A 21,146-nucleotide genomic window follows, 5' to 3' on the forward strand; every position below is an offset into this window, starting at 1 on the left:
CGCTTCAGCGTCTCATTCGTCGCACTTACTCACCGCAGTAGTCTTTCGGCACCCGCTTCAGGTTGCAGAAGATCTGGTAGGGGATGGTGCCGGCCTGCGCAGCCACTTCGCTGGCCAGCACCTGCTTGCCCCACAGCTCTACCGGGCTGCCGACGTTAGCCTCTGGCACATCGGTCAGGTCAATGCAGAGCATGTCCATCGAGACCCGGCCGATCAGCTGGGCGCGCTTGCCGGCGACCATCACCGGGGTGCCATTGGGGGCTTGGCGCGGGTAGCCATCGGCGTAGCCCATGGCGACCACGCCGACACGGGTCGGCCGCGGGCTGGTGAACTTGGCGCCGTAGCCAACCGGCTCACCGGCGGGCAGTTCGCGCACGCTGATGACGCGCGACTGCAAGGTCATCACCGGTTGCAGGCGTTGCGCCTCGGCCTGGGCGACTTCGAAGGGGGTGGCGCCATACAGCATGAGGCCTGGGCGTACCCAGTCGCCGCCAGCTTGTGGCCACGCCAACACGCCGGGCGAGTTGCGCAGGCTGCACTCGGCAGCAAGGCCCTGACGCGCAGCCTCGAACACCGCGATCTGCTCGGCGGTGGCGTCGGCGTCCAGTTCGTCGGCACGGGCAAAATGGCTCATCAGTACGATGCGCGCCACCTTGCCGCTGGCCAGCAGGCGCTGATACGCCTCGTGGTAATCCTTGGGGTGCAGGCCGACGCGGTGCATGCCGCTGTCGAGCTTCAGCCAGATCGTCAGTGGCGTGTGCACCGGGGTCTTTTCGATCGCTTCAAGTTGCCACAGCGAATGCACCACGCACCACAGGTCGTGCTCGGCGATCAGCGCCAGCTCGCTGGCCTCGAAAAAACCTTCGAGCAGCAAAACGGGGGCTTTGATGCCCGCGGCGCGCAGCTCCAGTGCTTCTTCGATGCAGGCCACGGCAAAGCCGTCGGCTTCGGCTTCCAGCGCCAGGGCGCAACGCACCGCGCCATGGCCGTAGGCATCGGCCTTGATCACGGCAAGGGCTTTGGCGCCGGTCAGTTCACGGGCGAGGCGGTAGTTGTGGCGCAGGGCCTGGAGGTCGATCAGGGCGCGGGCGGGACGCATGGCGGCATGCCTTATGGTGGTTCAGTTTAAAAACAGTGTCTGCTTCTTCGCGGGCAAGCCCGCTCCCACAGGTACTGCACAGTGTTCGATAGCTGTGCGGTCCCTGTGGAGCGGGCTTGCCCGCGAAGAGGCCGGTACAGGTGAACTTATTGCTGGTGAACGGGCGCGGTCTGCCCGTGCTTGGCCACTTCCCGGCTGTTGCCATACCGGGAAATATCCAGCCCTTCGGCACTGATCTGCGGCTTTTTACGTGCAATCAGGTCCGCCAGCAGGCGACCGGAGCCACACGCCATGGTCCAGCCCAAGGTGCCGTGGCCTGTGTTGAGGAACAGGTTACGGAACGCTGTGGCACCCACGATCGGCGTACCGTCCGGGGTGGCCGGGCGCAGGCCGGTCCAGAAACTGGCTTGGCTCAGGTCACCGCCGCGAGGATAAAGGTCGTTGACGATCATCTCCAGCGTTTCGCGCCGACGCGGGTTGAGCGACAGGTCAAAACCGGCGATCTCAGCCATGCCGCCAACGCGGATGCGGTTGTCGAAACGGGTGATGGCAACCTTGTAGGTCTCGTCGAGAATGGTCGACGTCGGCGCCATCTCGGCGTTGGTGATCGGCACGGTCAGCGAGTAACCCTTGAGCGGGTAGACCGGCGCCTTGATGCCCAGTGGCTTGAGCATTTGCGGCGAGTAGCTGCCCAGGGCCAGCACGTAGCGGTCGGCGGTTTCCAGCTTGCCGTCGATCCATACACCGTTGATGCGGTCACCGGCAAAGTCCAGGCGCTGGATGTCCTGGCCAAAGCGGAACTCCACACCCAGCTTCTGCGCCATGTCGGCGAGCTTGGTGGTGAACAGCTGGCAATCGCCGGTCTGGTCGTTGGGCAGGCGCAGTGCACCGGCGAGGATGTCTTTTACCCCGGCCAGGGCCGGTTCGACGCGAGCAATGCCATCGCGGTCGAGCAGTTCATACGGCACGCCGGACTGTTCGAGCACAGCGATATCCTTGGCTGCGGCATCGACCTGCGCCTGGGTGCGGAACAACTGGGTAGTGCCCAAGGTGCGGCTTTCGTAGGCGATGCCGGTTTCGGCGCGCAGCTCGTCGAGGCAATCGCGGCTGTACTCGGACAGGCGCACCATGCGCTCCTTGTTCACCGCATAGCGGCTGGCGGTGCAGTTGCGCAGCATCTGTGCCATCCACAGGTACTGGTCAACGTCGCCGGTGAGCTTGATGGCCAGTGGCGCATGGCGTTCGAGCAGCCACTTGATGGCTTTGAGCGGCACACCCGGGGCAGCCCAGGGCGAGGCATAGCCGGGCGAGATCTGGCCTGCGTTGGCGAAGCTGGTTTCCATGGCCGCCGCTGGCTGGCGGTCGACCACCGTCACTTCAAAACCTTGCCGGGCCAGATAATAGGCACTGGCGGTTCCGATGACACCGCTACCAAGTACCAGAACTCGCATTGTTGATCCCTCGCACGCGGCGCACCGCAGTCTTTTGTTGAAATGGCATGGATGCGCGCAGTATAAAAATTACAGACCAGTGCAATTCACTATATAAAAGCCTATATTTGGCGAGAATTCTCGGCAATATTGCCTTTCACGGAGGGGCATCCCCTATGAGAACCCAGCACCAGAGCAAGCGTGAACTGGACAAGATCGACCGCAACATACTGCGGATCCTGCAGAATGACGGCCGTATTTCCTTCACCGAACTGGGCGAGAAAGTTGGGCTTTCCACCACCCCGTGCACCGAGCGCGTCCGCCGCCTGGAGCGCGAGGGCATCATCATGGGCTACAACGCCCGGCTCAACCCGCAGCACCTGAAGGGCAGCTTGCTGGTGTTCGTCGAAATCAGCCTGGACTACAAGTCTGGCGACACCTTCGAGGAGTTCCGCCGCGCCGTGCTCAAGCTGCCCCATGTGCTGGAGTGCCACCTGGTCTCAGGCGACTTCGACTACCTGGTGAAAGCGCGCATTTCGGAAATGGCCTCGTACCGCAAGCTGCTGGGCGACATCCTGCTGAAGCTGCCGCACGTGCGCGAGTCGAAGAGCTACATCGTGATGGAGGAGGTAAAAGAGAGCCTCTGCCTGCCGATTCCGGACTGAGGCTAGACCAGCACTTGGCGGGTGGTGGCGATGAACTGGTGAACGAGCTGCTCGGCCTCGGGCTCGATCATCTGTTCAGGGCCGCGACCGCGCGGGCAGGCCATGCGCGGGGTAGTGCCGAACAGGCGGCAGATCATCGGCCGCTCTTCATACACCGTGCAACCATTGGGGCCCAGGTGCACGCAGTCCAGGTGCTCCAGCGCAGCGGCCTGCTCCGCCTCGGTCTTGCGCGGCAGGCGGGCCATTTCTTCGGTGGACGTGGTGACCGGGCCGCAGCAATCGTGGCAACCGGGCTCGCACTCGAATGAGGGGATGAGCTCGCGCAGGAAGTGGATCTTGTGGCGGTTGCAGGACATGGCGGGTACACAATGAGGGTCAAGGTCGAATTATAGGGCCAATCGCCGGCAAGCCGGCTCCCACCAGTACACCGCTTATCTCAAGGGCAGTGCAGCCCCGGTGGGAGCCGGCTTGCCGGCGATTGGGCCAGTTGCCCCACCACAAAACCCCAGCTTATCCTCCCCCCTTCTGTTTTCCTGCCCAGGACCTGCCCCATGATCCACAGCGCGCAGCACGCCGCCTCCTATTACGCCGCCAGCAGCGCGCCCCACCCCGACCACGCTTTCCTGCAAGGCGAGCACAGCGCCGACGTGTGCATCGTCGGCGGCGGCTATTCAGGCCTGAACACCGCCATCGAACTGGCCGAACGTGGCCTCTCGGTGATCCTGCTGGAAGCCCGCAAACTCGGCTGGGGCGCCAGCGGGCGCAACGGCGGGCAACTCATCCGCGGGGTCGGCCATGGCCTGGATCAGTTCCTCCCGGTGATCGGCGAAGAAGGCGTGCGCAGCATGAAGCTGATGGGCCTGGAAGCCGTGGAGATCGTTCGCGAGCGGGTCGAGCGCCACGCCATCGCCTGCGACCTGACCTGGGGCTACTGCGACCTGGCCAATAAACCTGCTGAGCTGCTGGGCTTTGCCGAAGAGGCTGAAGCACTGCGCAGCTTGGGCTACGAGCATGAGCTGCGCCTGGTCGGCAAAGACGATATCCACAGCGTGGTCGGCGCCGAGTGCTATGTCGGCGGCCTGATCGACATGGGCTCGGGCCACCTGCACCCACTCAACCTGGCACTTGGCGAGGCGGCCGTAGCCAGCCGCCTAGGCGTGCGCCTGTATGAGCAGTCGGAAGTCACCCGCATCGAGTATGGCCCTGAGGTCAAGGTGCACACCGCTCAAGGCCAGGTTCGCGCCAAGACCCTCGTGCTGTGCTGCAATGCCTACCACAACGACCTCAACCGCGAGCTGGGCGGCAAGGTGCTGCCCGCCGGCAGCTACATCATTGCCACCGAGCCACTGGGCGAGGAACGCGCGCGCACACTGCTGCCACAGAACATGGCCGTGTGCGATCAGCGCGTAGCGCTGGACTACTATCGCCTGTCTGCGGACCACCGGCTGCTGTTCGGCGGTGCCTGCCACTATTCCGGCCGCGACCCGCAAGACATCGCCGCCTACATGCGGCCGAAAATGCTCAAGGTTTTCCCGCACCTGGCCGATGTGCGCATCGAGTTCCAATGGGGCGGCATGATCGGCATTGGCGCCAACCGCCTGCCGCAGATCGGCCGTTTGGCCAGCCAGCCGAATGTCTATTACGCCCAGGCATACTCCGGCCATGGGCTGAACGCTACCCACCTGGCCGCGCGCCTGCTGGGCGAGGCCATCAGTGGCCAGCAAAGCGGGCGCTTCGACCTGTTCGCCAAGGTGCCGCACATCACCTTCCCAGGCGGCAAGCACCTGCGCTCGCCACTGCTGGCACTGGGGATGCTCTGGCACCGGCTGAAAGAGCTGGTCTGAACGCTGCCGCTCCTACAAATTGGGCCGTTTATGCCTTCCAGAAGGGTTTGCGCCCTTCTGTACGGGCCTGCTCCCAGCTCAGCCCGACATCGCGCAACTCATCGTCTGTCAGCTGCAGCAGCGCCTTGCGGGTATGCCAGCGATGCACCATCAGCCCCCAACGGCTCAGGCCCGCTGGCGCATTGAAGACCTTGGCCCGCTGCCCGGCTTCCAGGTCCTTGGCCATCAGTTGCAAGCGCATATCGCTCATGCCACCCATCACTGCGTTCTCCCGTTCAGTTGATACCGTGGAGCAAGCATGCGCGTTGGCAATGGTGACAATACAGATCCACTAGCGGCTTATTATTCCCATACAGAATTGGCGAATCGACGCGTGAATGCTGTATTTTCAACGCAACTGTACTGGTCGCTGTATGCAGGCGACGCTGGAGTATGCCGTGACGCTCTACCTCAACCTCGCCGAGCTGCTCGGCGCCCGTATCGAACAAGGCCTGTATCGCCCCGGCCAGCGCCTGCCTTCGGTGCGCGCCCTCAGCATGGAACACGGCGTCAGCCTGAGCACCGTGCAGCAGGCCTACCGCATGCTCGAAGACAGCGGCATGGTCTCGCCGCGGCCCAAGTCGGGCTACTTTGTCAGCGAACACCGCCACCTCCCTGCCCTGCCCGCCGTCAGCCGCCCGGCCCAGCGCCCTGTGGATATTTCCCAGTGGGAACAGGTGCTGGAACTGGTCCGCAGCACCCCGCGCCAGGACGTGATGCAACTGGGCCGCGGCATGCCCGACGTCAACAGCCCGACCCTCAAGCCGCTGTTGCGCAGCCTCGCCCAACTGAGCCGGCGCCAGGACATGCCTGGCCTGTATTACGACAACATCCATGGCAACCTGGCCCTGCGCGAGCAGATCGCCCGCTTGATGCTGGACTCCGGCTGCCGCCTGGGCCCGGCCGACCTGGTGGTGACCACCGGCTGCCATGAGGCGCTGTCCTGCAGCATTCGCGCGGTGTGCGAGCCGGGCGATATCGTCGCGGTCGACTCGCCCAGCTTCCATGGCGCCATGCAAACCCTCAAGGGCTTGGGCATGAAGGCACTGGAGATCCCCACCGACCCGGTCACCGGCATCAGCCTCGAAGCGCTGGAGCTGGCCCTGGAGCAGTGGCCAATCAAGCTCATCCAGATCACCCCGAGCTGCAACAACCCGCTCGGCTACATCATGCCCGAGGCGCGCAAGAAGGCGTTGCTGAGCCTGGCCCAGCGCTACGACGTGGCCATTCTGGAAGACGATGTGTACGGCGACCTGGCCTACACCTACCCGCGCCCGCGCACCCTCAAGTCGTTCGACGACGACGGCCGCGTGTTGCTGTGCAGCTCGTTCTCCAAAACCTTGGCCCCCGGCCTGCGCATCGGCTGGGTCGCGCCGGGGCGTTACCTGGAGCGGGTGCTGCACATGAAGTACATCAGCACCGGCAGCACCGCCAGCCAGCCGCAACTGGCCATTGCCGACTTCATCAAGGCCGGCCATTACCAGCCCCACGTGCGCCGCATGCGCAGCCAATACCAACGCAGCCGCGACGTGATGAGCGACTGGGTCACCCGTTACTTCCCACCGGGCACCCGGGTCAGCCGGCCCCAGGGGGGCTTCATGCTGTGGGTCGAACTGCCCGAACATTTCGACACGCTGCGGCTGAACCGCGCTTTACTGGAGCAGGGGGTGCAGGTTGCCGTGGGCAGCATTTTCTCGGCCTCGGGCAAGTTCCGTCACTGCCTGCGCATGAACTTCGCCGCCCAACCTACGCCGGCAATCGAGGCCGCCGTGCGCAACGTGGGTGAAACCGCCCTTCGTCTACTGGATCAGGACGACGCCTGCGCGTAACTTTGCGCCGCCCTCCACGGTCCAACCCCTTAAGCCTTTGCTGTACAGGACGCGCTTACCTTGAGATTGCAGCAAGCTCTGCCGCTTCTGCTGACGCTACTGCTCGGCCTTGCAGGCTGTGCCAGCGTCGGCACCCCTCGCGAAGTCAGCCAGGCGCTGCCGGCCAACGATTCCGCCTTCGGCCGCTCGGTGCTGCGCCAGGCGGCACCTTATGAGGGGCGCTCGGGCTTTCGCCTGTTGCCCAACAGCAACGAGGCGTTTCGCGCGCGCGCCGAGCTGATCCGCAACGCCCAGGCCAGCATCGACCTGCAATACTACATCGTCCACGACGGCCTAAGCACCCGCGCGCTGGTGCATGAGCTGCTGCGTGCCGCCGACCGTGGCGTGCGCGTTCGCATCCTGCTGGACGACACCACCAGCGATGGCCTGGACACCATCATGGGCACCCTCGATGCCCACCCGAACATCCAGATCCGCGTCTTCAACCCGCTGCACCTGGGGCGCAGCACCGGCGCCACGCGGGCCGTAGGCCGCCTGTTCAACCTGTCGCGCCAGCACCGGCGCATGCACAACAAACTGTTCCTGGTGGACAACAGCATGGCCATCGTCGGCGGGCGCAACCTGGGTGACGAGTACTTCGATGCCGAGCCCAACCTCAACTTCACCGACATCGACCTGCTGGGCGTAGGCCCGGTGGCCGAACAACTTGGCCACAGTTTCGACCAGTACTGGAACAGCGCCCTGAGCCGGCCGATCGGCGATTTCCTCTGGCGCCTGCCGGATGCCGACGACCTGCGCGCCAGCCGGCACCGCCTGGAAGTTTCCCTGGCCGAGGCGCGGACGCGGCGCAAGGCCTTGTATGACCGGTTGATGGCGTACCAGTCGCAGCCGCGCCTGGATATCTGGCGCAACGAGCTGATCTGGGCCCACAGCCAAGTGCTGTGGGATGCGCCGAGCAAGGTGCTAGCCGATGACGAGCCCGACCCGCACCTGCTGCTGAGCCAGCAGTTGGCGCCGGAGCTGGCCAACGTGCACAAGGAGCTGATCCTGGTATCGGCGTACTTCGTGCCGGGCGAGCCGGGGTTGCTGTACCTGACCGGCCGTGCCGATGCCGGGGCGTCGGTCAGGCTGCTGACCAATTCGCTGGAAGCCACCGATGTGCCAGCGGTGCATGGCGGCTATGCGCCCTACCGCCGTGCGCTGCTCGAACATGGCGTGCAACTGTTCGAGCTGCGCCGCCAGCCGGGCGACCCGAGCGCCGGGCGCCTGAGCTTCCGTGGCAGCTCCGATTCGAGCCTGCACAGCAAGGCGATCGTCTTCGACCGGCGCAAGACGTTCATCGGCTCGTTCAATTTCGACCCGCGTTCGGTGCTGTGGAATACCGAGGTGGGGGTGCTGGTGGACAGCCCGGAGCTGGCCGAATACACCCGCGAGCTGGCCGTGCAGGGCATGGCGCCCGCGCTGAGTTATCAGGTCAGGCTGGCCAATGACAAGCTGGTCTGGGTGACCGAGGATAATGGCCAGCTGCACACGCTGACAGCAGAGCCTGGCGGGCTCTGGCGGCGCTTCAATGCCTGGATCAGCAAGGCGGTTGGCCTGGAGAAGATGCTGTAGTTCAGATGGCGGGGGGCGCTTTGCGCCCCATTCGCAGCACAAGGCTGCTCCTACAGAGCACCGCGTATTCCTGTAGGAGCAGCCTTGTGCTGCGAAAGGGCCGCAAAGCTTCCAAAGAACATCAGGCAGGCGCAGGTTCGAAGGCACCGCGCCGACGGGTCAACACCACCAGCCCTGCGGCCCCGATAGCCATCAACAACGGCAACGCATGCCCGCTGATCCACTGGCTACCCGCCCCGGCCAACAGCGGCCCGAGCAGGCAACCGATGCCCCACAGCTGCGCCACATGGGCATTGGCACGTACCAGCGCATCATCCCGATAACGCTCGCCGATCAGCACCAGCGACAGGGTGAACAACCCCCCGGCACTGGCCCCGAACAGCACCCACAGCGGCCAGATCACCGGCGTGTGCAGCAGCAACGGAATCGCCAGGCTGGAGCACATCAAGGTCACCGCACAACCGGTGAACAGGGTGCGCCGCGACATGTGGTCAGCCAGCGCGCCGATCGGCAACTGCAGCACTGCATCGCCTACCACCACCGTGCTCACCATGAACAAGGCAACCTCGGTGGTGAACCCTTGCTGCAGGCTGTAGACCGGCAACAAGGTCAGGATCATCGCCTCGAACGAGGCAAACAGGGCGATTGCCCAGGCGATCACCGGCAGGCGGCGGCAGAAAGCGACCAAGTCGCGGAAGGTGACGCTGTAGGCTTCAGTGGTCGGCGCCCCGCCGCGGCCCAACAGCACCAGCGGTGCCAGCAACAGCAAGCCGGTCGCGGCCCAGAACCCAAAGTCGTCGTCCGAACCGAGAAAGCCCAGCACCAGCGGCCCGGCCAGTTGGCTCAAGGCATAGCTGCTGCCATACAGCGCCACCAGGCGGCCACGCCATTGCTCGACCACCAATTGGTTGATCCAGCTTTCGCCGAGGATGAACACCACAGTCAGGGACATACCGATCAGCAGGCGCAGGGCCAGCCACAGCGGGTAGCTTGGCAGCACCGCAACCAGGCCGATCGACAGCGCGCCGCCCCAGAGGCACAGGCGCATGGCCGAAGGCACGCCGACCCAACCAGCCAGGCGGCTGGCCAGGCTGGCACCCAGCAGTACGCCCAAGGCGGGCATCGCTGCCATTACGCCGATGGCGAAGCTACCGTAGCCCCAGGCCTCCAGGCGCAGGGAAACCAGCGGCATGCTCACGCCGAGCGCAAGGCCGACGCTGAGTACGGATGCCAGTACGGCGAAGTAGGTGCCCCAGCGCATGTGCTCCCCCTGTTGGATTTTCTTGGGCCCATTCGCGGGACAAGCCCGCTCCCACAGGTACTCCGCGATTGTGAAATCAGCGGTGAACCTGTGGGAGCGGGCTTGCCCCGCGAATGGGCCGCATCGCGGCCCCAGCGATTTACAGCTTGATCCAGGTCGCTTTCAGCTCGGTGTACTTCTCCAGCGCATGCAGCGACTTGTCACGGCCGTTGCCCGACTGCTTGAAGCCACCGAACGGCGCGGTCATGTCGCCGCCGTCGTACTGGTTGACCCAGACGCTGCCAGCGCGCACGGCACGGGCGGTCTTGTGGGCCTTGGAAATGTCCGAAGTCCAGATGCCAGCCGCCAGGCCGTACGGCGTGTCGTTGGCAATGGCGATGGCTTCTTCGGCCGTGTCGAAGGTGATCACCGACAACACGGGGCCAAAGATTTCTTCCTGGGCGATCTTCATGGCATTGGTCACGCCGTCGAAGATGGTCGGCTCGACATAAGTGCCGCCGGTTTCTTCGAGGATGCGCTTGCCACCGGCCAGCAGTTTGGCGCCATCCTTGTGGCCAGCGTCGATGTACGACAGCACGGTGTTCATCTGCTGGGTATCGACCAGCGCGCCAACGGTGGTCTGCGGGTCCAGTGGGTTGCCCGGTTTCCAGCCTTTGAGGGCCTCGACCACCAGGGGCAGGAACGTGTCCTTGATCGAGCGCTCGACCAGCAGGCGCGAACCCGCGGTGCAGACTTCGCCCTGGTTGAAGGCGATGGCGCTGGCAGCGGCTTCGGCAGCAGCTTGCAGGTCCGGTGCGTCGGCGAAGACGATGTTCGGGCTCTTGCCGCCGGCTTCCAGCCAGATGCGCTTCATGTTCGATTCGCCAGCGTAGATCATCAGCTGCTTGGCGATCTTGGTGGAGCCGGTGAACACCAGGGTGTCGACGTCCATGTGCAGGGCCAGGGCCTTGCCGACAGTGTGGCCGTAGCCTGGCAACACGTTCAGCACACCGGCCGGGATGCCGGCTTCGATGGCCAGCTGGGCGATGCGGATGGCGGTCAGTGGCGATTTTTCGGACGGCTTGAGCACCACCGAGTTACCGGTGGCCAGGGCCGGGCCGAGTTTCCAGCAGGCCATCAGCAGCGGGAAGTTCCACGGCACGATGGCGCCGACGACGCCCACCGGCTCACGGGTTACCAGGCCGAGTTGGTCATGCGGTGTCGGTGCGACTTCGTCGTAGACCTTGTCGATGGCTTCAGCATTCCAGTGCAGGGCTTGTGCCGCGCCTGGGACGTCGATGGTCGAGGAGTCGCCGATCGGCTTGCCCATGTCCAGGGTTTCGAGCAGTGCCAGCTCTTCGACGTTCTTGCGCAGCAAGTCGGCGAAGCGGATCAGCTTGGCCTTGCGCTTGGCCGGAGCCAGGCGCGACCAGACGCCGGAATCGAAGGTGGCGCGGGCGTTCTCGACGGCACGGTTGGCGTCAGCCAGGTCGCAGCTGGCGACCTTGGCCAGGAAGCGTCCGTCGACCGGGCTCAGGCACTCGAAGGTCTCACCGGATGCGGCGTCGGTGTATTCGCCGTTGATGAAGGCACGGCCTTCGATCTTCAGTTGCTGGGCACGTTGTTCCCAGTCCGCACGAGTCAGGGTGGTCATACGAAACTCCTCCTCTTGTTTAGGTGCAACGCCGCACTGAGGACTCACTGGCGTTGTCAGAATTCTGGCCGGGCGACGCGCGCGCACGGGCAAACGACACCCTAAACCAGCCTGTGTAAACTATCAATATATTTGACACGAAAGGCCTAAAAGCCTACTGATGTGCATTTTATTAAACAACAACAGGAGCCGCACCATGAGCATCGCCAGCATCATCGACTTCGCCCAGGTTCTGACCGAGGCTGAACGCTACCGCCCGGCGGCAGAGAAAATCCTCAAGGGCGAGCCCGACCAGGCCGTCTATAACCACTACTCCAGCCCGTGCGGCCAGTTTGCGGCGGGTGTCTGGGAAGGTGAAGTCGGGCAGTGGACCGTGAACTATACCGAGCACGAATACTGCGAGATCGTGCAGGGCGTTTCGGTGCTGCGCGACCAGGATGGCGGCGCCAAGACCCTGCGCGCCGGTGATCGGTTCGTCATCCCGGCCGGCTTCAAAGGCACCTGGGAGGTGCTGGAGCCTTGCCGCAAGATCTACGTGATGTTCGAGCAGAAGTAAGGGTCTGGGGCCCCTTAGCAGGCAAAAAAAAACCCGCGTCCTTTCGGATGCGGGTTTTTTTTAAGGTTGCCGATCAATTACTTGATCTTGGCTTCCTTGTACACCACGTGCTTGCGAACAACCGGATCATATTTCTTGATCTCGATTTTGTCCGGAGTGGTGCGCTTGTTCTTGTCGGTGGTGTAGAAGTGGCCGGTACCGGCACTCGAAACCAGACGGATCAATTCACGCATGATGTTCTCCCTTAAACCTTGGCGCCAGCTTTACGGATGTCAACCAGAACGGCGTCGATGCCGCGCTTGTCGATGATACGCATGCCCTTGGCGGAAACGCGCAGACGCACGAAACGCTTCTCGGACTCAACCCAGAAACGGTGGTGCTGCAGGTTCGGCAGGAAACGACGACGGGTTTTGTTGTTTGCGTGGGAAATGTTGTTCCCGGTTACTGGACCCTTACCAGTAACTTGACAGACTCTCGACATGACTCAGCCCTCTAAAACCACATGCCCAACCCGGCATGGGTTGGCCGCTTAATCTCTCAGTCTTTGGCGCCAGGCGCCGTGATTCTGGAGGTCTTATCGACCGGATCCGCTGATGCGACAGGCCGAGCCCCTAGAAAAGAGCGCTGCTTTATACCAGAAAGACTGCATTGCAACAACAGATGATGAGCATCTAGCTGAGGCAAATCGTGCGCGAGCAGCATAGCGACTAGCGCGGCGCACTGTCGACCACTCGTCGCCAGCCGACAGAAAAAGAGGGTGGTCATTTGCTGATGCGCGCACTAGGGTAGGACGTTTCCAGACTGCACTGGCAGATGGGCCACTGACAGCCAAGGAGTCACGATGCGTGCCGCCGCCTTTTCCTTATTGTTTACCTCCCTGTTTGCCGCCGGCATCGCCCAGGCAGCCCCGCTGAGTGTCTGCAGCGAAGCCAGCCCCGAAGGCTTCGACGTGGTCCAGTACAACTCGCTGACCACCACCAATGCCTCGGCCGACGTGCTGATGAACCGGTTGGTGGAGTTCGACGCCGGCCAAGGCAAGGTTGTTCCCAGCCTGGCGGCGAGCTGGACGGTGTCGGCAGACGGCCTGATCTACGACTTCAAGCTGCGCGATGACGTGAAATTTCACACCACCGCCTACTTCAAACCGACCCGCGAGCTGAACGCCGACGACGTGCTGTTCAGCTTCCAGCGCATGCTTTACCCGGCCCACGCCTGGCACAAGACTGCGCCGGGCGGTTACCCGCATGCGCAATCGCTGCAACTGGGCAGCCTGATCAAGTCGATCGATGCCCCCGAGCCGCACACTGTGCGCTTCACCCTGACCCACCCGGATGCCACGTTCCTGGCCACCTTGAGCATGGGCTTTGCCTCGATCTATTCCGCCGAGTATGCCGACAAACTGCTCAAGGCGGGCACGCCGGACAAGCTCAACAGCCAGCCGATCGGCACCGGGCCGTTCGTCTTCCAGCGTTTCCAGAAGGACGCCGTGGTGCGCTACCGCGCCAACCCCGACTACTTCGCCGGCAAGCCTGCGGTCGACCCGCTGATCTTCGCCATCACCACCGATGCCAACGTGCGCCTGCAAAAACTCAAGCGCAACGAGTGCCAGGTGGCCCTCTCGCCCAAGCCGCTGGACATCGCTGAAGCCGGCAAGGATGGCAACCTCACGGTAGCCAGCACGCCGGCCTTCATGACCGCCTTCGTCGCCATCAACAGCGAACACCCGCCCCTGGACAAGCCAGAGGTGCGCCAGGCCATCAACCTGGCCTTCGACAAACAGGCTTACCTCAAGGCGGTGTTCGAAGGCACCGCGACGGCCGCCAACGGCCCCTACCCGCCCAACACCTGGAGCTACGCCAAGGACCTGCCCGGCTACCCCTTGGACCTGAAAAAGGCCAAGGCCTTGCTGACCAAGGCTGGCCTGCCTGACGGCTTCAGCACCACAATCTGGACCCGCCCTTCGGGCAGCCTGCTCAACCCCAACCCCAGCCTTGGCGCGCAGATGCTGCAGGCCGACCTGGGCAAGATCGGCATCAAGGCTGAAATCCGCGTGATCGAGTGGGGCGAGCTGATCCGCCGCGCCAAGGCCGGCGAGCATGACTTGCTGTTCATGGGCTGGGCGGGTGACAACGGCGACCCGGATAACTTCCTCAGCCCGCAGTTTTCCTGTGCGGCGGTGAAGTCGGGGACTAACTTTGCACGGTTCTGCGACAGCCGCCTCGACCAGCTGATCAACGCGGGGCGCACCACCAATGACCAGAGCGTACGCAGCCGGCTGTACCAGCAGGCACAGACGCTGATCCAGCAGCAGGCGCTGTGGGTGCCGCTGGCGCATCCGACCGCGGCTACCCTGCTGCGCCAGGGCGTCGAGGGGTACCAGGTGAGCCCGTTTGGGCGGTTGGATTTCAGCAAGGTTTCGGTGACCAAGTAAGCCTGTGCCGGCCTCTTCGCGGGCAAGCCCGCCCCCACAAGGACCTCACAGCCTTTGAATGCTGTGCGGTACCTGTGGGAGCGGGCTTGCCCCGCGAAGAGGCCGGCACAAGTACACCGCTAAGCAACGATCCACCCCTCCTCCACCATCGACAAGGGCTCGCCATCGCCCACGATGATGTGGTCGAGCACCCGCACATCGATCAGCCCTAACGCGCGCTTTAGCGCCAACGTCATGTGCACATCATCCTGGCTGGGCTCGCTGTTGCCCGACGGGTGGTTATGGCACAGGATCAACGCCGCTGCGTTGTGCAGCAACGCGCGGCGCACCACTTCCCGCGGGTAGATACTGGCCCGGTCGATCGTCCCCCTGAACAGGATCTCGAACGCCAGCGGCCGGTGCTTGGTATCCAGAAACAGGCAGCCAAACACTTCACTGGCCTCATGGCGCAGCATGGCCTTGAGGTAGCGTCGCACCGCCTCCGGGCTCTCCAGAGCCGGCGTGCGCTCGATCGTCTCATCCAGGTAGCGCCGGCCAATCTCCAGAAGTGCCTGCAACTGGGCGTACTTCACGGGCCCAAGACCTGGCTCGCGCAAAATGGCTTGGCGATCAGCCTCCAGAAATGGCCTCAGGCCCCCAAAGCGAACCAGTAACCCCCGCGCCAGCTCCAGCACGTTACGCCCGGCAACGCCCGAGCCCAGTAGCACCGCTACCAGCTCGGCGTCCGACAGCACCGCAGCCCCCCGCAACAACAACTTCTCCCGCGGCCGTTCTTCAGCCGGCCATTCCCTGATACTCATCCCCACTCCTTGGTCCTGCTGCGGCACGTTTGGGCCCTGTGTTAATCTATTTCGCCTCGTACATGCGACGTTCTGCCGCAGGCAGTTCTTGTCGCCGCCCGCTTTCACTGGAAAAAGGCAAAAGCCTATGCAGCGGCTGTATCACAAGCGCATCGTCCTCGGCGTCGGTGGCGGCATTGCCGCCTACAAAAGCGCCGAACTGATCCGCCGACTCCTGGAGCACGGCGCGCAGGTGCGCGTCGTCATGACCCGTGGCGGTGCAGAGTTCATCACCCCGCTGACCCTGCAGGCGCTGTCCGGCCACCCGGTGCACATGGACCTGCTCGACCCCGCCGCCGAAGCGGCCATGGGCCATATCGAACTGGCCAAGTGGGCCGACCTGGTCCTCATCGCCCCCGCCACGGCCGACCTCATGGCGCGCATGGCCCAAGGCATGGCCGACGACCTGCTGACCACCCTGATCCTGGCCACCGACGCCACCGTTGCCGTCGCCCCGGCCATGAACCAGGCGATGTGGCGTGACCCGGCCACCCAGGCCAACCTCGACCTGCTCAAAAGCCGCGGCATCCAGGTGTTCGGCCCAGCTTCGGGCAGCCAAGCCTGTGGCGACGTAGGCCTTGGCCGTATGCTCGAAGCCACCGACCTGGCCTGGTGCGCCGCCGAAAGCTTCAAGCGCCAGACGCTGACCGGCAAACACGTGCTGATCACTGCTGGCCCAACCCAGGAAAACATCGACCCGGTCCGCTACATCACCAATCATAGCTCCGGGAAGATGGGCTTCGCCCTGGCTGAGGCGGCCGCCGAAGCCGGTGCTCGGGTGACCCTCGTCACCGGCCCGGTGCACCTGCCGACCCCCGACCGGGTCAACCGCATCGACGTGGTCAGCGCGCGGGACATGCTCGCGGCCTGTGAAGCGGCCATGCCCTGCGACCTGTTCATTGCCTCGGCAGCGGTCGCGGACTACCGCCCAGAGGTAGTTGCCACGCAAAAACTCAAGAAAGATCCTACGACCGGCGACGGCATGCTGCTGCAGATGGTGCGTAATCCCGATATCCTTGCGACCATCGCTGGCCGTGGCGACCGCCCGTTCAGCGTCGGCTTCGCCGCCGAAACCGAACACCTGCTCGATTACGCCACACGCAAGCTGAAGGACAAGAACCTCGACCTGATCGTCGCCAATGATGTGGCCAACCCCAGCATCGGCTTCAACAGCGAAGAGAACGCCTTGACCGTGATCGACCGCCAGCAGCACCAGACCCTCTTTGCGCAGACCAGCAAGGGCAAGATCGCCCGGCAGTTGGTCGCCTTCATCGCCGAACGGCTCAACCAGGTTCAATAAGTTACATGCACGCTCTTCAAGCCAAGATCCTCGACCCACGCCTGGGCACCGAATTCCCCCTGCCGCAGTACGCCACCCCAGGCTCTGCCGGCCTGGACCTGCGCGCCCTGCTCAAGGAGGACACCGTCCTCGAGCCCGGCCAGACCTTGCTGATCCCCACCGGCCTGTCGATCTACATCGGCGACCCGGGCCTGGCAGCCATGATCCTGCCGCGCTCGGGCCTGGGCCATAAGCACGGCATCGTGTTGGGCAACCTCGTCGGCCTGATCGACTCGGACTACCAGGGCGAGCTGATGGTGTCGTGCTGGAACCGCGGCAACACCCCGTTCACCATCGCCATTGGCGAGCGTATCGCCCAGTTGGTGCTGGTGCCGGTGGTGCAGGCGCATTTCGACATCGTCGAAGCCTTCGACGAAAGCCAGCGTGGAACTGGCGGCTTCGGCCACTCCGGCAGCCACTGAGCCGACAGCTGACCGTTCAGGCCAAGGATGGCGAACTCTCTGGCGAAACCACCGTCCAAGCGTTCAGTTTGCGCCTGCCCAGACAGCCTTTGACTAATGGAGCTTCCAGAGATGAACGAAATGGCCCACCTGGTCCCCGCACTGCCGGACAGCATTTTCCGCGCTTATGACATTCGCGGCGTAGTCGGCAAGACCCTCCATGCCGAAACCGCCTACTGGATCGGCCGCGCCATCGGCGCGCAGACCCTCGCCCAGGGCGAGCCCAAGATTTCCGTTGGCCGCGATGGCCGCTTGTCCGGCCCAATGCTGGTGGAACAGCTGATCAAAGGCCTGGCCGACGCTGGCTGCCAGGTCAGCGACGTCGGCCTGGTGCCGACCCCGGCGCTGTACTACGCCGCCAATGTGCTGGCCGGCACATCGGGCGTGATGCTCACCGGCAGCCACAACCCGTCGGACTACAACGGCTTCAAGATTGTCATCGCAGGCGACACCCTGGCCAACGAACAGATCCAGGCCCTGCAGACCCGCCTGAAAACCAACGACCTGAGCCGTGGCGAAGGCAGCGTGGAAAAGGTCGAAATCCTCGAGCGCTATTACCAGCAAATCGTCGGCGACGTGAAGCTGGCGAAAAAGCTCAAGGTGGTGGTGGACTGCGGCAACGGCGCTGCCGGCGTCATCGCCCCGCAGCTGATCGAAGCCCTGGGCTGCGACGTTATCCCGCTGTTCTGCGAGGTGGACGGTAACTTCCCTAACCACCACCCAGACCCAGGTAAGCCGGAAAACCTTGCGGACCTGATCGCCAAGGTCAAGGAAACCGGGGCCGACATCGGCCTGGCGTTCGACGGTGACGGCGACCGCGTAGGCGTGGTGACCAACACCGGCACCATCGTCTACCCCGACCGCCTGCTGATGCTGTTTGCCCAGGACGTGCTGTCGCGCAACCCGGGCGCCGAGATCATCTTCGACGTCAAATGCACCCGTCGCCTGACCCCGCTGATCGAACAGCATGGCGGCCGCGCGCTGATGTGGAAGACCGGCCACTCGCTGATCAAGAAGAAGATGAAGCAGACCGGTTCGTTGCTGGCCGGCGAGATGAGCGGGCACATCTTCATCAAGGAACGCTGGTACGGTTTCGACGATGGCATCTACAGTGCCGCACGCCTGCTGGAGATCCTCAGCAAGGCCGGGCAGGACGCCGAAAGCCTGTTCGCAGCGTTCCCGAACGATATTTCCACGCCGGAAATCAATATTGATGTGACCGACGAGGGTAAATTCAGCATCATTGATGCACTGCAACGCGACGCCGACTGGGGCGCGGCCAACCTGACCACCATCGACGGTGTGCGGGTCGACTACGCCCACGGCTGGGGCCTGGTACGCGCCTCCAACACCACGCCGGTGCTGGTGCTGCGCTTCGAGGCCGACAACGACGCCGAATTGCAACGTATCAAGGATGTTTTCCGCGCCCAGTTGCTGCGGGTTGCCCCTGAGCTGCAACTGCCGTTCTGACCGACTATCTGTTCCTTACAGGAGCCCTGCATGACCCTCGATCGCGATGCCGCTTCCCATGTAGCCGAAGTTTTGTCCGAAGCACTGCCTTACATCCGCCGCTTTGTCGGCAAGACACTGGTGATCAAGTACGGCGGCAACGCGATGGAGAGCGAGGAGCTCAAAACCGGCTTCGCCCGTGACATCGTGCTGATGAAGGCTGTGGGCATCAACCCGGTGGTGGTCCACGGTGGTGGCCCACAGATCGGTGACCTGCTCAAGCGCCTGTCGATCGAAAGCCACTTCATCGACGGTATGCGCGTGACCGACTCGGCCACCATGGACGTGGTCGAGATGGTGTTGGGCGGCCAGGTCAACAAGGACATCGTCAACCTGATCAACCGCCACGGCGGCAGCGCCATCGGCCTGACCGGCAAGGACGCGGAGCTGATCCGCGCCAAGAAGCTGACCGTCAGCCGCCAGACGCCAGAGATGACCACCCCGGAAATCATCGACATCGGCCATGTCGGCGAAGTCGTGAGCGTGAACACCGACCTGCTGAACATGCTGGTCAAGGGTGACTTCATCCCGGTGATCGCGCCGATCGGCGTGGGCGCCAACGGTGAGTCGTACAACATCAACGCCGACCTGGTGGCGGGCAAGGTAGCCGAAGCACTGAAAGCCGAGAAGCTGATGCTGCTGACCAACATCGCCGGCCTGATGGACAAGCAGGGCCAGGTGCTGACCGGCCTGACCACTGAGCAGGTCAACGAACTGATCGCCGACGGCACCATCTACGGCGGCATGCTGCCGAAGATCAAGTGCGCACTGGATGCGGTGCAGGGCGGCGTGAACAGCTCGCACATCATCGACGGCCGCGTGCCGAATGCGGTGCTGCTGGAGATCTTCACCGACAGCGGCGTGGGTACCCTGATCACCAACCGCAAGCCGCGCTGAGTGATTGCTTAGTCTGTCCCGGCCTCTTCGCGGGGCAAGCCCGCTCCCACAAGACCTGCGCTGAACCTGAATTCAGCGGGCACCCTGTGGGAGCGGGCTTGCCCCGCGAAGAGGCCGGAACAGGCAGAAACAAAAAAGGCGACCCGCAAAGGTCGCCTTTTTTATTACCGAGCCGGAATCAGATCCCGTACTGCGCCCGATACGCCTCAACAGCAGGCAGATGCTGCTTGAGCTGCGGATCATCGGCGAGGAACTCCAGCACCTGGGTCAGCGAAACGATGCTGACCACCGGAATACCAAAGTCACGCTCCACTTCCTGGATCGCCGACAACTCGCCATTGCCGCGCTCTTCGCGGTTAAGCGCGATCAGCACGCCAGCGGCCTTGGCCTGCTGGGCATTGATGATCTGCATGACTTCACGGATGGCCGTGCCGGCCGTGATCACGTCGTCGATGATCAGTACGTCACCCGCCAAAGGCGCGCCAACCAGGCTGCCGCCTTCGCCGTGATCCTTGGCTTCTTTACGGTTGAAGCACCATGGCACGTCGAGCTGATGCTGATCGGCCAGGGCCACGGCGGTGGTCGCCGCCAGGGGGATACCCTTGTAGGCCGGGCCAAACAGCACGTCGAACGGGATCTTGCTGTCGACGATGGCCGCCGCGTAGCAACGGCCCAACTGCGCCAGTGCAGAACCTGTGTTGAACAGGCCGGCATTGAAGAAGTACGGGCTGGTACGCCCCGATTTCAGGGTGAATTCGCCGAAGCGCAGAACGCCGCGGTCGATGGCAAAACGAATGAAGTCGCGCTGATACGGCTGCATGGAAAGTCCCGGACACCACGGATTTAGCTAAATGAGTTGAGCTCGGGTATCATACACGCACGAGATTTTTGGGGCCATTTATGCGGATCATCAGTGTGAACGTAAATGGCATTCAGGCTGCGGCCGAGCGTGGTTTGCTCAGCTGGCTGCAAGCCCAGAATGCCGACGTCATCTGCCTTCAGGATACCCGCGCCTCGGCCTTTGAACTCGACGACCCAGCTTTCCAGCTCGATGGCTATTTCCTTTATGCCTGCGACGCGGAGGTGCCCGCCCAAGGTGGCGTAGCCCTTTACTCGCGCATGCAGCCCAAGGCAGTCATCACCGGCCTGGGCTTCGAGACAGCCGACCGTTACGGGCGTTACCTGCAAGCAGATTTCGACAAAGTCAGTATTGCCAGCCTGCTGCTGCCTTCGGGCATGAACGGCGACGAAGACTTGAACCAGAAATTCAAGTTGATGGACGACTTCGCCAAGTACCTGGACAAACAGCGGCGCAAGCGTCGCGAGTACATCTATTGCGGCTCGTTCTACGTGGCGCAGCAGAAGCTCGACATCAAAAACTGGCGCGACAGCCAACAATCGCCTGGCTTCCTGGCACCGGAGCGTGCCTGGATGGACGCGATCACGGGCGAGATGGGCTATGTGGATGCTCTGCGTGAAGTCAGCCGTGAAGGCGACCAGTACAGCTGGTGGCCGGACAACGAACAGGCCGAGATGCTCAACCTGGGCTACCGGTTCGACTACCAGATCCTCACCCCAGGCCTGCGCCGCTTCGTACGTAACGCCCGCCTGCCGCGTCAGCCGCGCTTCTCGCAGCATGCGCCGCTGATTGTGGACTATGACTGGACGTTGACCATCTGAGTTGTATTCAGATACGAAAA

Annotated in this window: 20 protein-coding genes and 1 pseudogene; 11 read left to right on the top strand and 10 right to left on the bottom strand. The window is 63.5% G+C overall.

Annotated features, from left to right (window positions below; translation table 11 throughout):
• Positions 1–25: 25 nt before the first annotated feature.
• Positions 26–1,099: an alanine racemase gene (gene alr / locus ACMCNM_RS27210; protein WP_412765750.1), complete on the bottom strand. Its 1,074-nt coding sequence runs from the start codon at positions 1,097–1,099 to the stop codon at positions 26–28.
• A 146-nt stretch (positions 1,100–1,245) separates the two neighbouring features.
• Positions 1,246–2,550: a D-amino acid dehydrogenase gene (gene dadA / locus ACMCNM_RS27215; protein WP_186681483.1), complete on the bottom strand. Its 1,305-nt coding sequence runs from the start codon at positions 2,548–2,550 to the stop codon at positions 1,246–1,248.
• 155 nt (positions 2,551–2,705) lie between these two features.
• Here dadA and dadR point away from each other — a divergent pair, with 155 nt between their 5' ends.
• The gene (dadR, locus tag ACMCNM_RS27220; RefSeq protein ID WP_003258963.1) at positions 2,706–3,194 is read left to right on the top strand and encodes a transcriptional regulator DadR; all 489 of its coding nucleotides are present in this window, start codon (positions 2,706–2,708) and stop codon (positions 3,192–3,194) included.
• Positions 3,195–3,196: 2 nt separating this feature from the next.
• Here the strand turns inward: dadR and ACMCNM_RS27225 are convergent, their stop codons facing one another.
• Positions 3,197–3,550, bottom strand: coding sequence for a YkgJ family cysteine cluster protein (locus ACMCNM_RS27225; protein WP_027592171.1), 354 nt, complete (start codon positions 3,548–3,550; stop codon positions 3,197–3,199).
• Between the two features lie 195 nt (positions 3,551–3,745).
• Here ACMCNM_RS27225 and ACMCNM_RS27230 point away from each other — a divergent pair, with 195 nt between their 5' ends.
• Entirely contained in the window at positions 3,746–5,038 is a 1,293-nt protein-coding gene (locus ACMCNM_RS27230) for an NAD(P)/FAD-dependent oxidoreductase (RefSeq protein ID WP_412765751.1), read from the top strand.
• A 28-nt stretch (positions 5,039–5,066) separates the two neighbouring features.
• Here the strand turns inward: ACMCNM_RS27230 and ACMCNM_RS27235 are convergent, their stop codons facing one another.
• On the bottom strand, positions 5,067–5,297 hold the full coding sequence (locus ACMCNM_RS27235; protein WP_412765752.1) for a DUF1127 domain-containing protein: 231 nt from the start codon (positions 5,295–5,297) through the stop codon (positions 5,067–5,069).
• 178 nt (positions 5,298–5,475) lie between these two features.
• Here ACMCNM_RS27235 and ACMCNM_RS27240 point away from each other — a divergent pair, with 178 nt between their 5' ends.
• Positions 5,476–6,906 carry a PLP-dependent aminotransferase family protein gene (locus ACMCNM_RS27240; RefSeq protein ID WP_177323868.1) on the top strand — a complete coding sequence of 477 codons (1,431 nt, stop codon included), beginning with the start codon at positions 5,476–5,478 and terminating at the stop codon, positions 6,904–6,906.
• 60 nt (positions 6,907–6,966) lie between these two features.
• The gene (locus ACMCNM_RS27245; RefSeq protein WP_412765753.1) at positions 6,967–8,520 is read left to right on the top strand and encodes a phospholipase D family protein; all 1,554 of its coding nucleotides are present in this window, start codon (positions 6,967–6,969) and stop codon (positions 8,518–8,520) included.
• A 121-nt stretch (positions 8,521–8,641) separates the two neighbouring features.
• Here ACMCNM_RS27245 and ACMCNM_RS27250 read toward each other — a convergent pair whose 3' ends face one another.
• Positions 8,642–9,781 (bottom strand): MFS transporter, encoded by a 1,140-nt coding sequence (locus ACMCNM_RS27250; RefSeq protein ID WP_238210126.1) that lies wholly within the window; start codon positions 9,779–9,781, stop codon positions 8,642–8,644.
• 139 nt (positions 9,782–9,920) lie between these two features.
• A complete protein-coding gene (locus ACMCNM_RS27255; RefSeq protein WP_027592165.1) occupies positions 9,921–11,414 on the bottom strand; it encodes an aldehyde dehydrogenase in 1,494 nt (497 codons plus the stop codon).
• Positions 11,415–11,610: 196 nt separating this feature from the next.
• Here ACMCNM_RS27255 and ACMCNM_RS27260 point away from each other — a divergent pair, with 196 nt between their 5' ends.
• A complete protein-coding gene (locus ACMCNM_RS27260; protein ID WP_027592164.1) occupies positions 11,611–11,970 on the top strand; it encodes a cupin domain-containing protein in 360 nt (119 codons plus the stop codon).
• 77 nt (positions 11,971–12,047) lie between these two features.
• Here the strand turns inward: ACMCNM_RS27260 and rpmG are convergent, their stop codons facing one another.
• Both rpmG and rpmB read right to left on the bottom strand, forming a co-directional pair.
• Positions 12,048–12,203 carry a 50S ribosomal protein L33 gene (gene rpmG / locus ACMCNM_RS27265; RefSeq protein WP_003253507.1) on the bottom strand — a complete coding sequence of 52 codons (156 nt, stop codon included), beginning with the start codon at positions 12,201–12,203 and terminating at the stop codon, positions 12,048–12,050.
• Between the two features lie 11 nt (positions 12,204–12,214).
• Complete coding sequence (rpmB, locus tag ACMCNM_RS27270) at positions 12,215–12,451, bottom strand: 50S ribosomal protein L28 (RefSeq protein WP_003253504.1); 237 nt, start codon at positions 12,449–12,451, stop codon at positions 12,215–12,217.
• Between the two features lie 360 nt (positions 12,452–12,811).
• Here rpmB and ACMCNM_RS27275 point away from each other — a divergent pair, with 360 nt between their 5' ends.
• Positions 12,812–14,401, top strand: a complete 1,590-nt coding sequence (locus ACMCNM_RS27275; RefSeq protein ID WP_085272164.1) for an ABC transporter substrate-binding protein — start codon at positions 12,812–12,814, stop codon at positions 14,399–14,401.
• Positions 14,402–14,520: 119 nt separating this feature from the next.
• Here ACMCNM_RS27275 and radC read toward each other — a convergent pair whose 3' ends face one another.
• Positions 14,521–15,201 carry a RadC family protein gene (radC, locus tag ACMCNM_RS27280; protein ID WP_186681492.1) on the bottom strand — a complete coding sequence of 227 codons (681 nt, stop codon included), beginning with the start codon at positions 15,199–15,201 and terminating at the stop codon, positions 14,521–14,523.
• Positions 15,202–15,328: 127 nt separating this feature from the next.
• Between radC and coaBC the strand changes: the two genes are divergently transcribed.
• The 4 genes and pseudogenes from coaBC (at position 15,329) to argB (ending at position 19,446) form a co-directional block, all read left to right on the top strand.
• Positions 15,329–16,540 carry a bifunctional phosphopantothenoylcysteine decarboxylase/phosphopantothenate--cysteine ligase CoaBC gene (gene coaBC, locus ACMCNM_RS27285; RefSeq protein ID WP_027592161.1) on the top strand — a complete coding sequence of 404 codons (1,212 nt, stop codon included), beginning with the start codon at positions 15,329–15,331 and terminating at the stop codon, positions 16,538–16,540.
• Positions 16,541–16,545: 5 nt separating this feature from the next.
• Positions 16,546–17,001: a dUTP diphosphatase gene (gene dut / locus ACMCNM_RS27290; RefSeq protein ID WP_027592160.1), complete on the top strand. Its 456-nt coding sequence runs from the start codon at positions 16,546–16,548 to the stop codon at positions 16,999–17,001.
• A 135-nt stretch (positions 17,002–17,136) separates the two neighbouring features.
• Positions 17,137–18,510 (top strand): annotated as a pseudogene (locus ACMCNM_RS27295) (phosphomannomutase/phosphoglucomutase); the annotation flags it as partial.
• A gap of 30 nt (positions 18,511–18,540) precedes the next feature.
• A complete protein-coding gene (gene argB / locus ACMCNM_RS27300) occupies positions 18,541–19,446 on the top strand; it encodes an acetylglutamate kinase (RefSeq protein ID WP_027592158.1) in 906 nt (301 codons plus the stop codon).
• Between the two features lie 178 nt (positions 19,447–19,624).
• Here the strand turns inward: argB and pyrE are convergent, their stop codons facing one another.
• Entirely contained in the window at positions 19,625–20,266 is a 642-nt protein-coding gene (gene pyrE / locus ACMCNM_RS27305; RefSeq protein WP_008091580.1) for an orotate phosphoribosyltransferase, read from the bottom strand.
• Between the two features lie 80 nt (positions 20,267–20,346).
• Here pyrE and ACMCNM_RS27310 point away from each other — a divergent pair, with 80 nt between their 5' ends.
• Positions 20,347–21,126, top strand: a complete 780-nt coding sequence (locus tag ACMCNM_RS27310; protein ID WP_003253401.1) for an exodeoxyribonuclease III — start codon at positions 20,347–20,349, stop codon at positions 21,124–21,126.
• Positions 21,127–21,146: the final 20 nt, after the last annotated feature.

Origin of the sequence: Pseudomonas sp. NGC7 (assembly GCF_047159675.1) — a bacterium.
Classification (GTDB): Bacteria; Pseudomonadota; Gammaproteobacteria; order Pseudomonadales; family Pseudomonadaceae; genus Aquipseudomonas; species Aquipseudomonas kermanshahensis.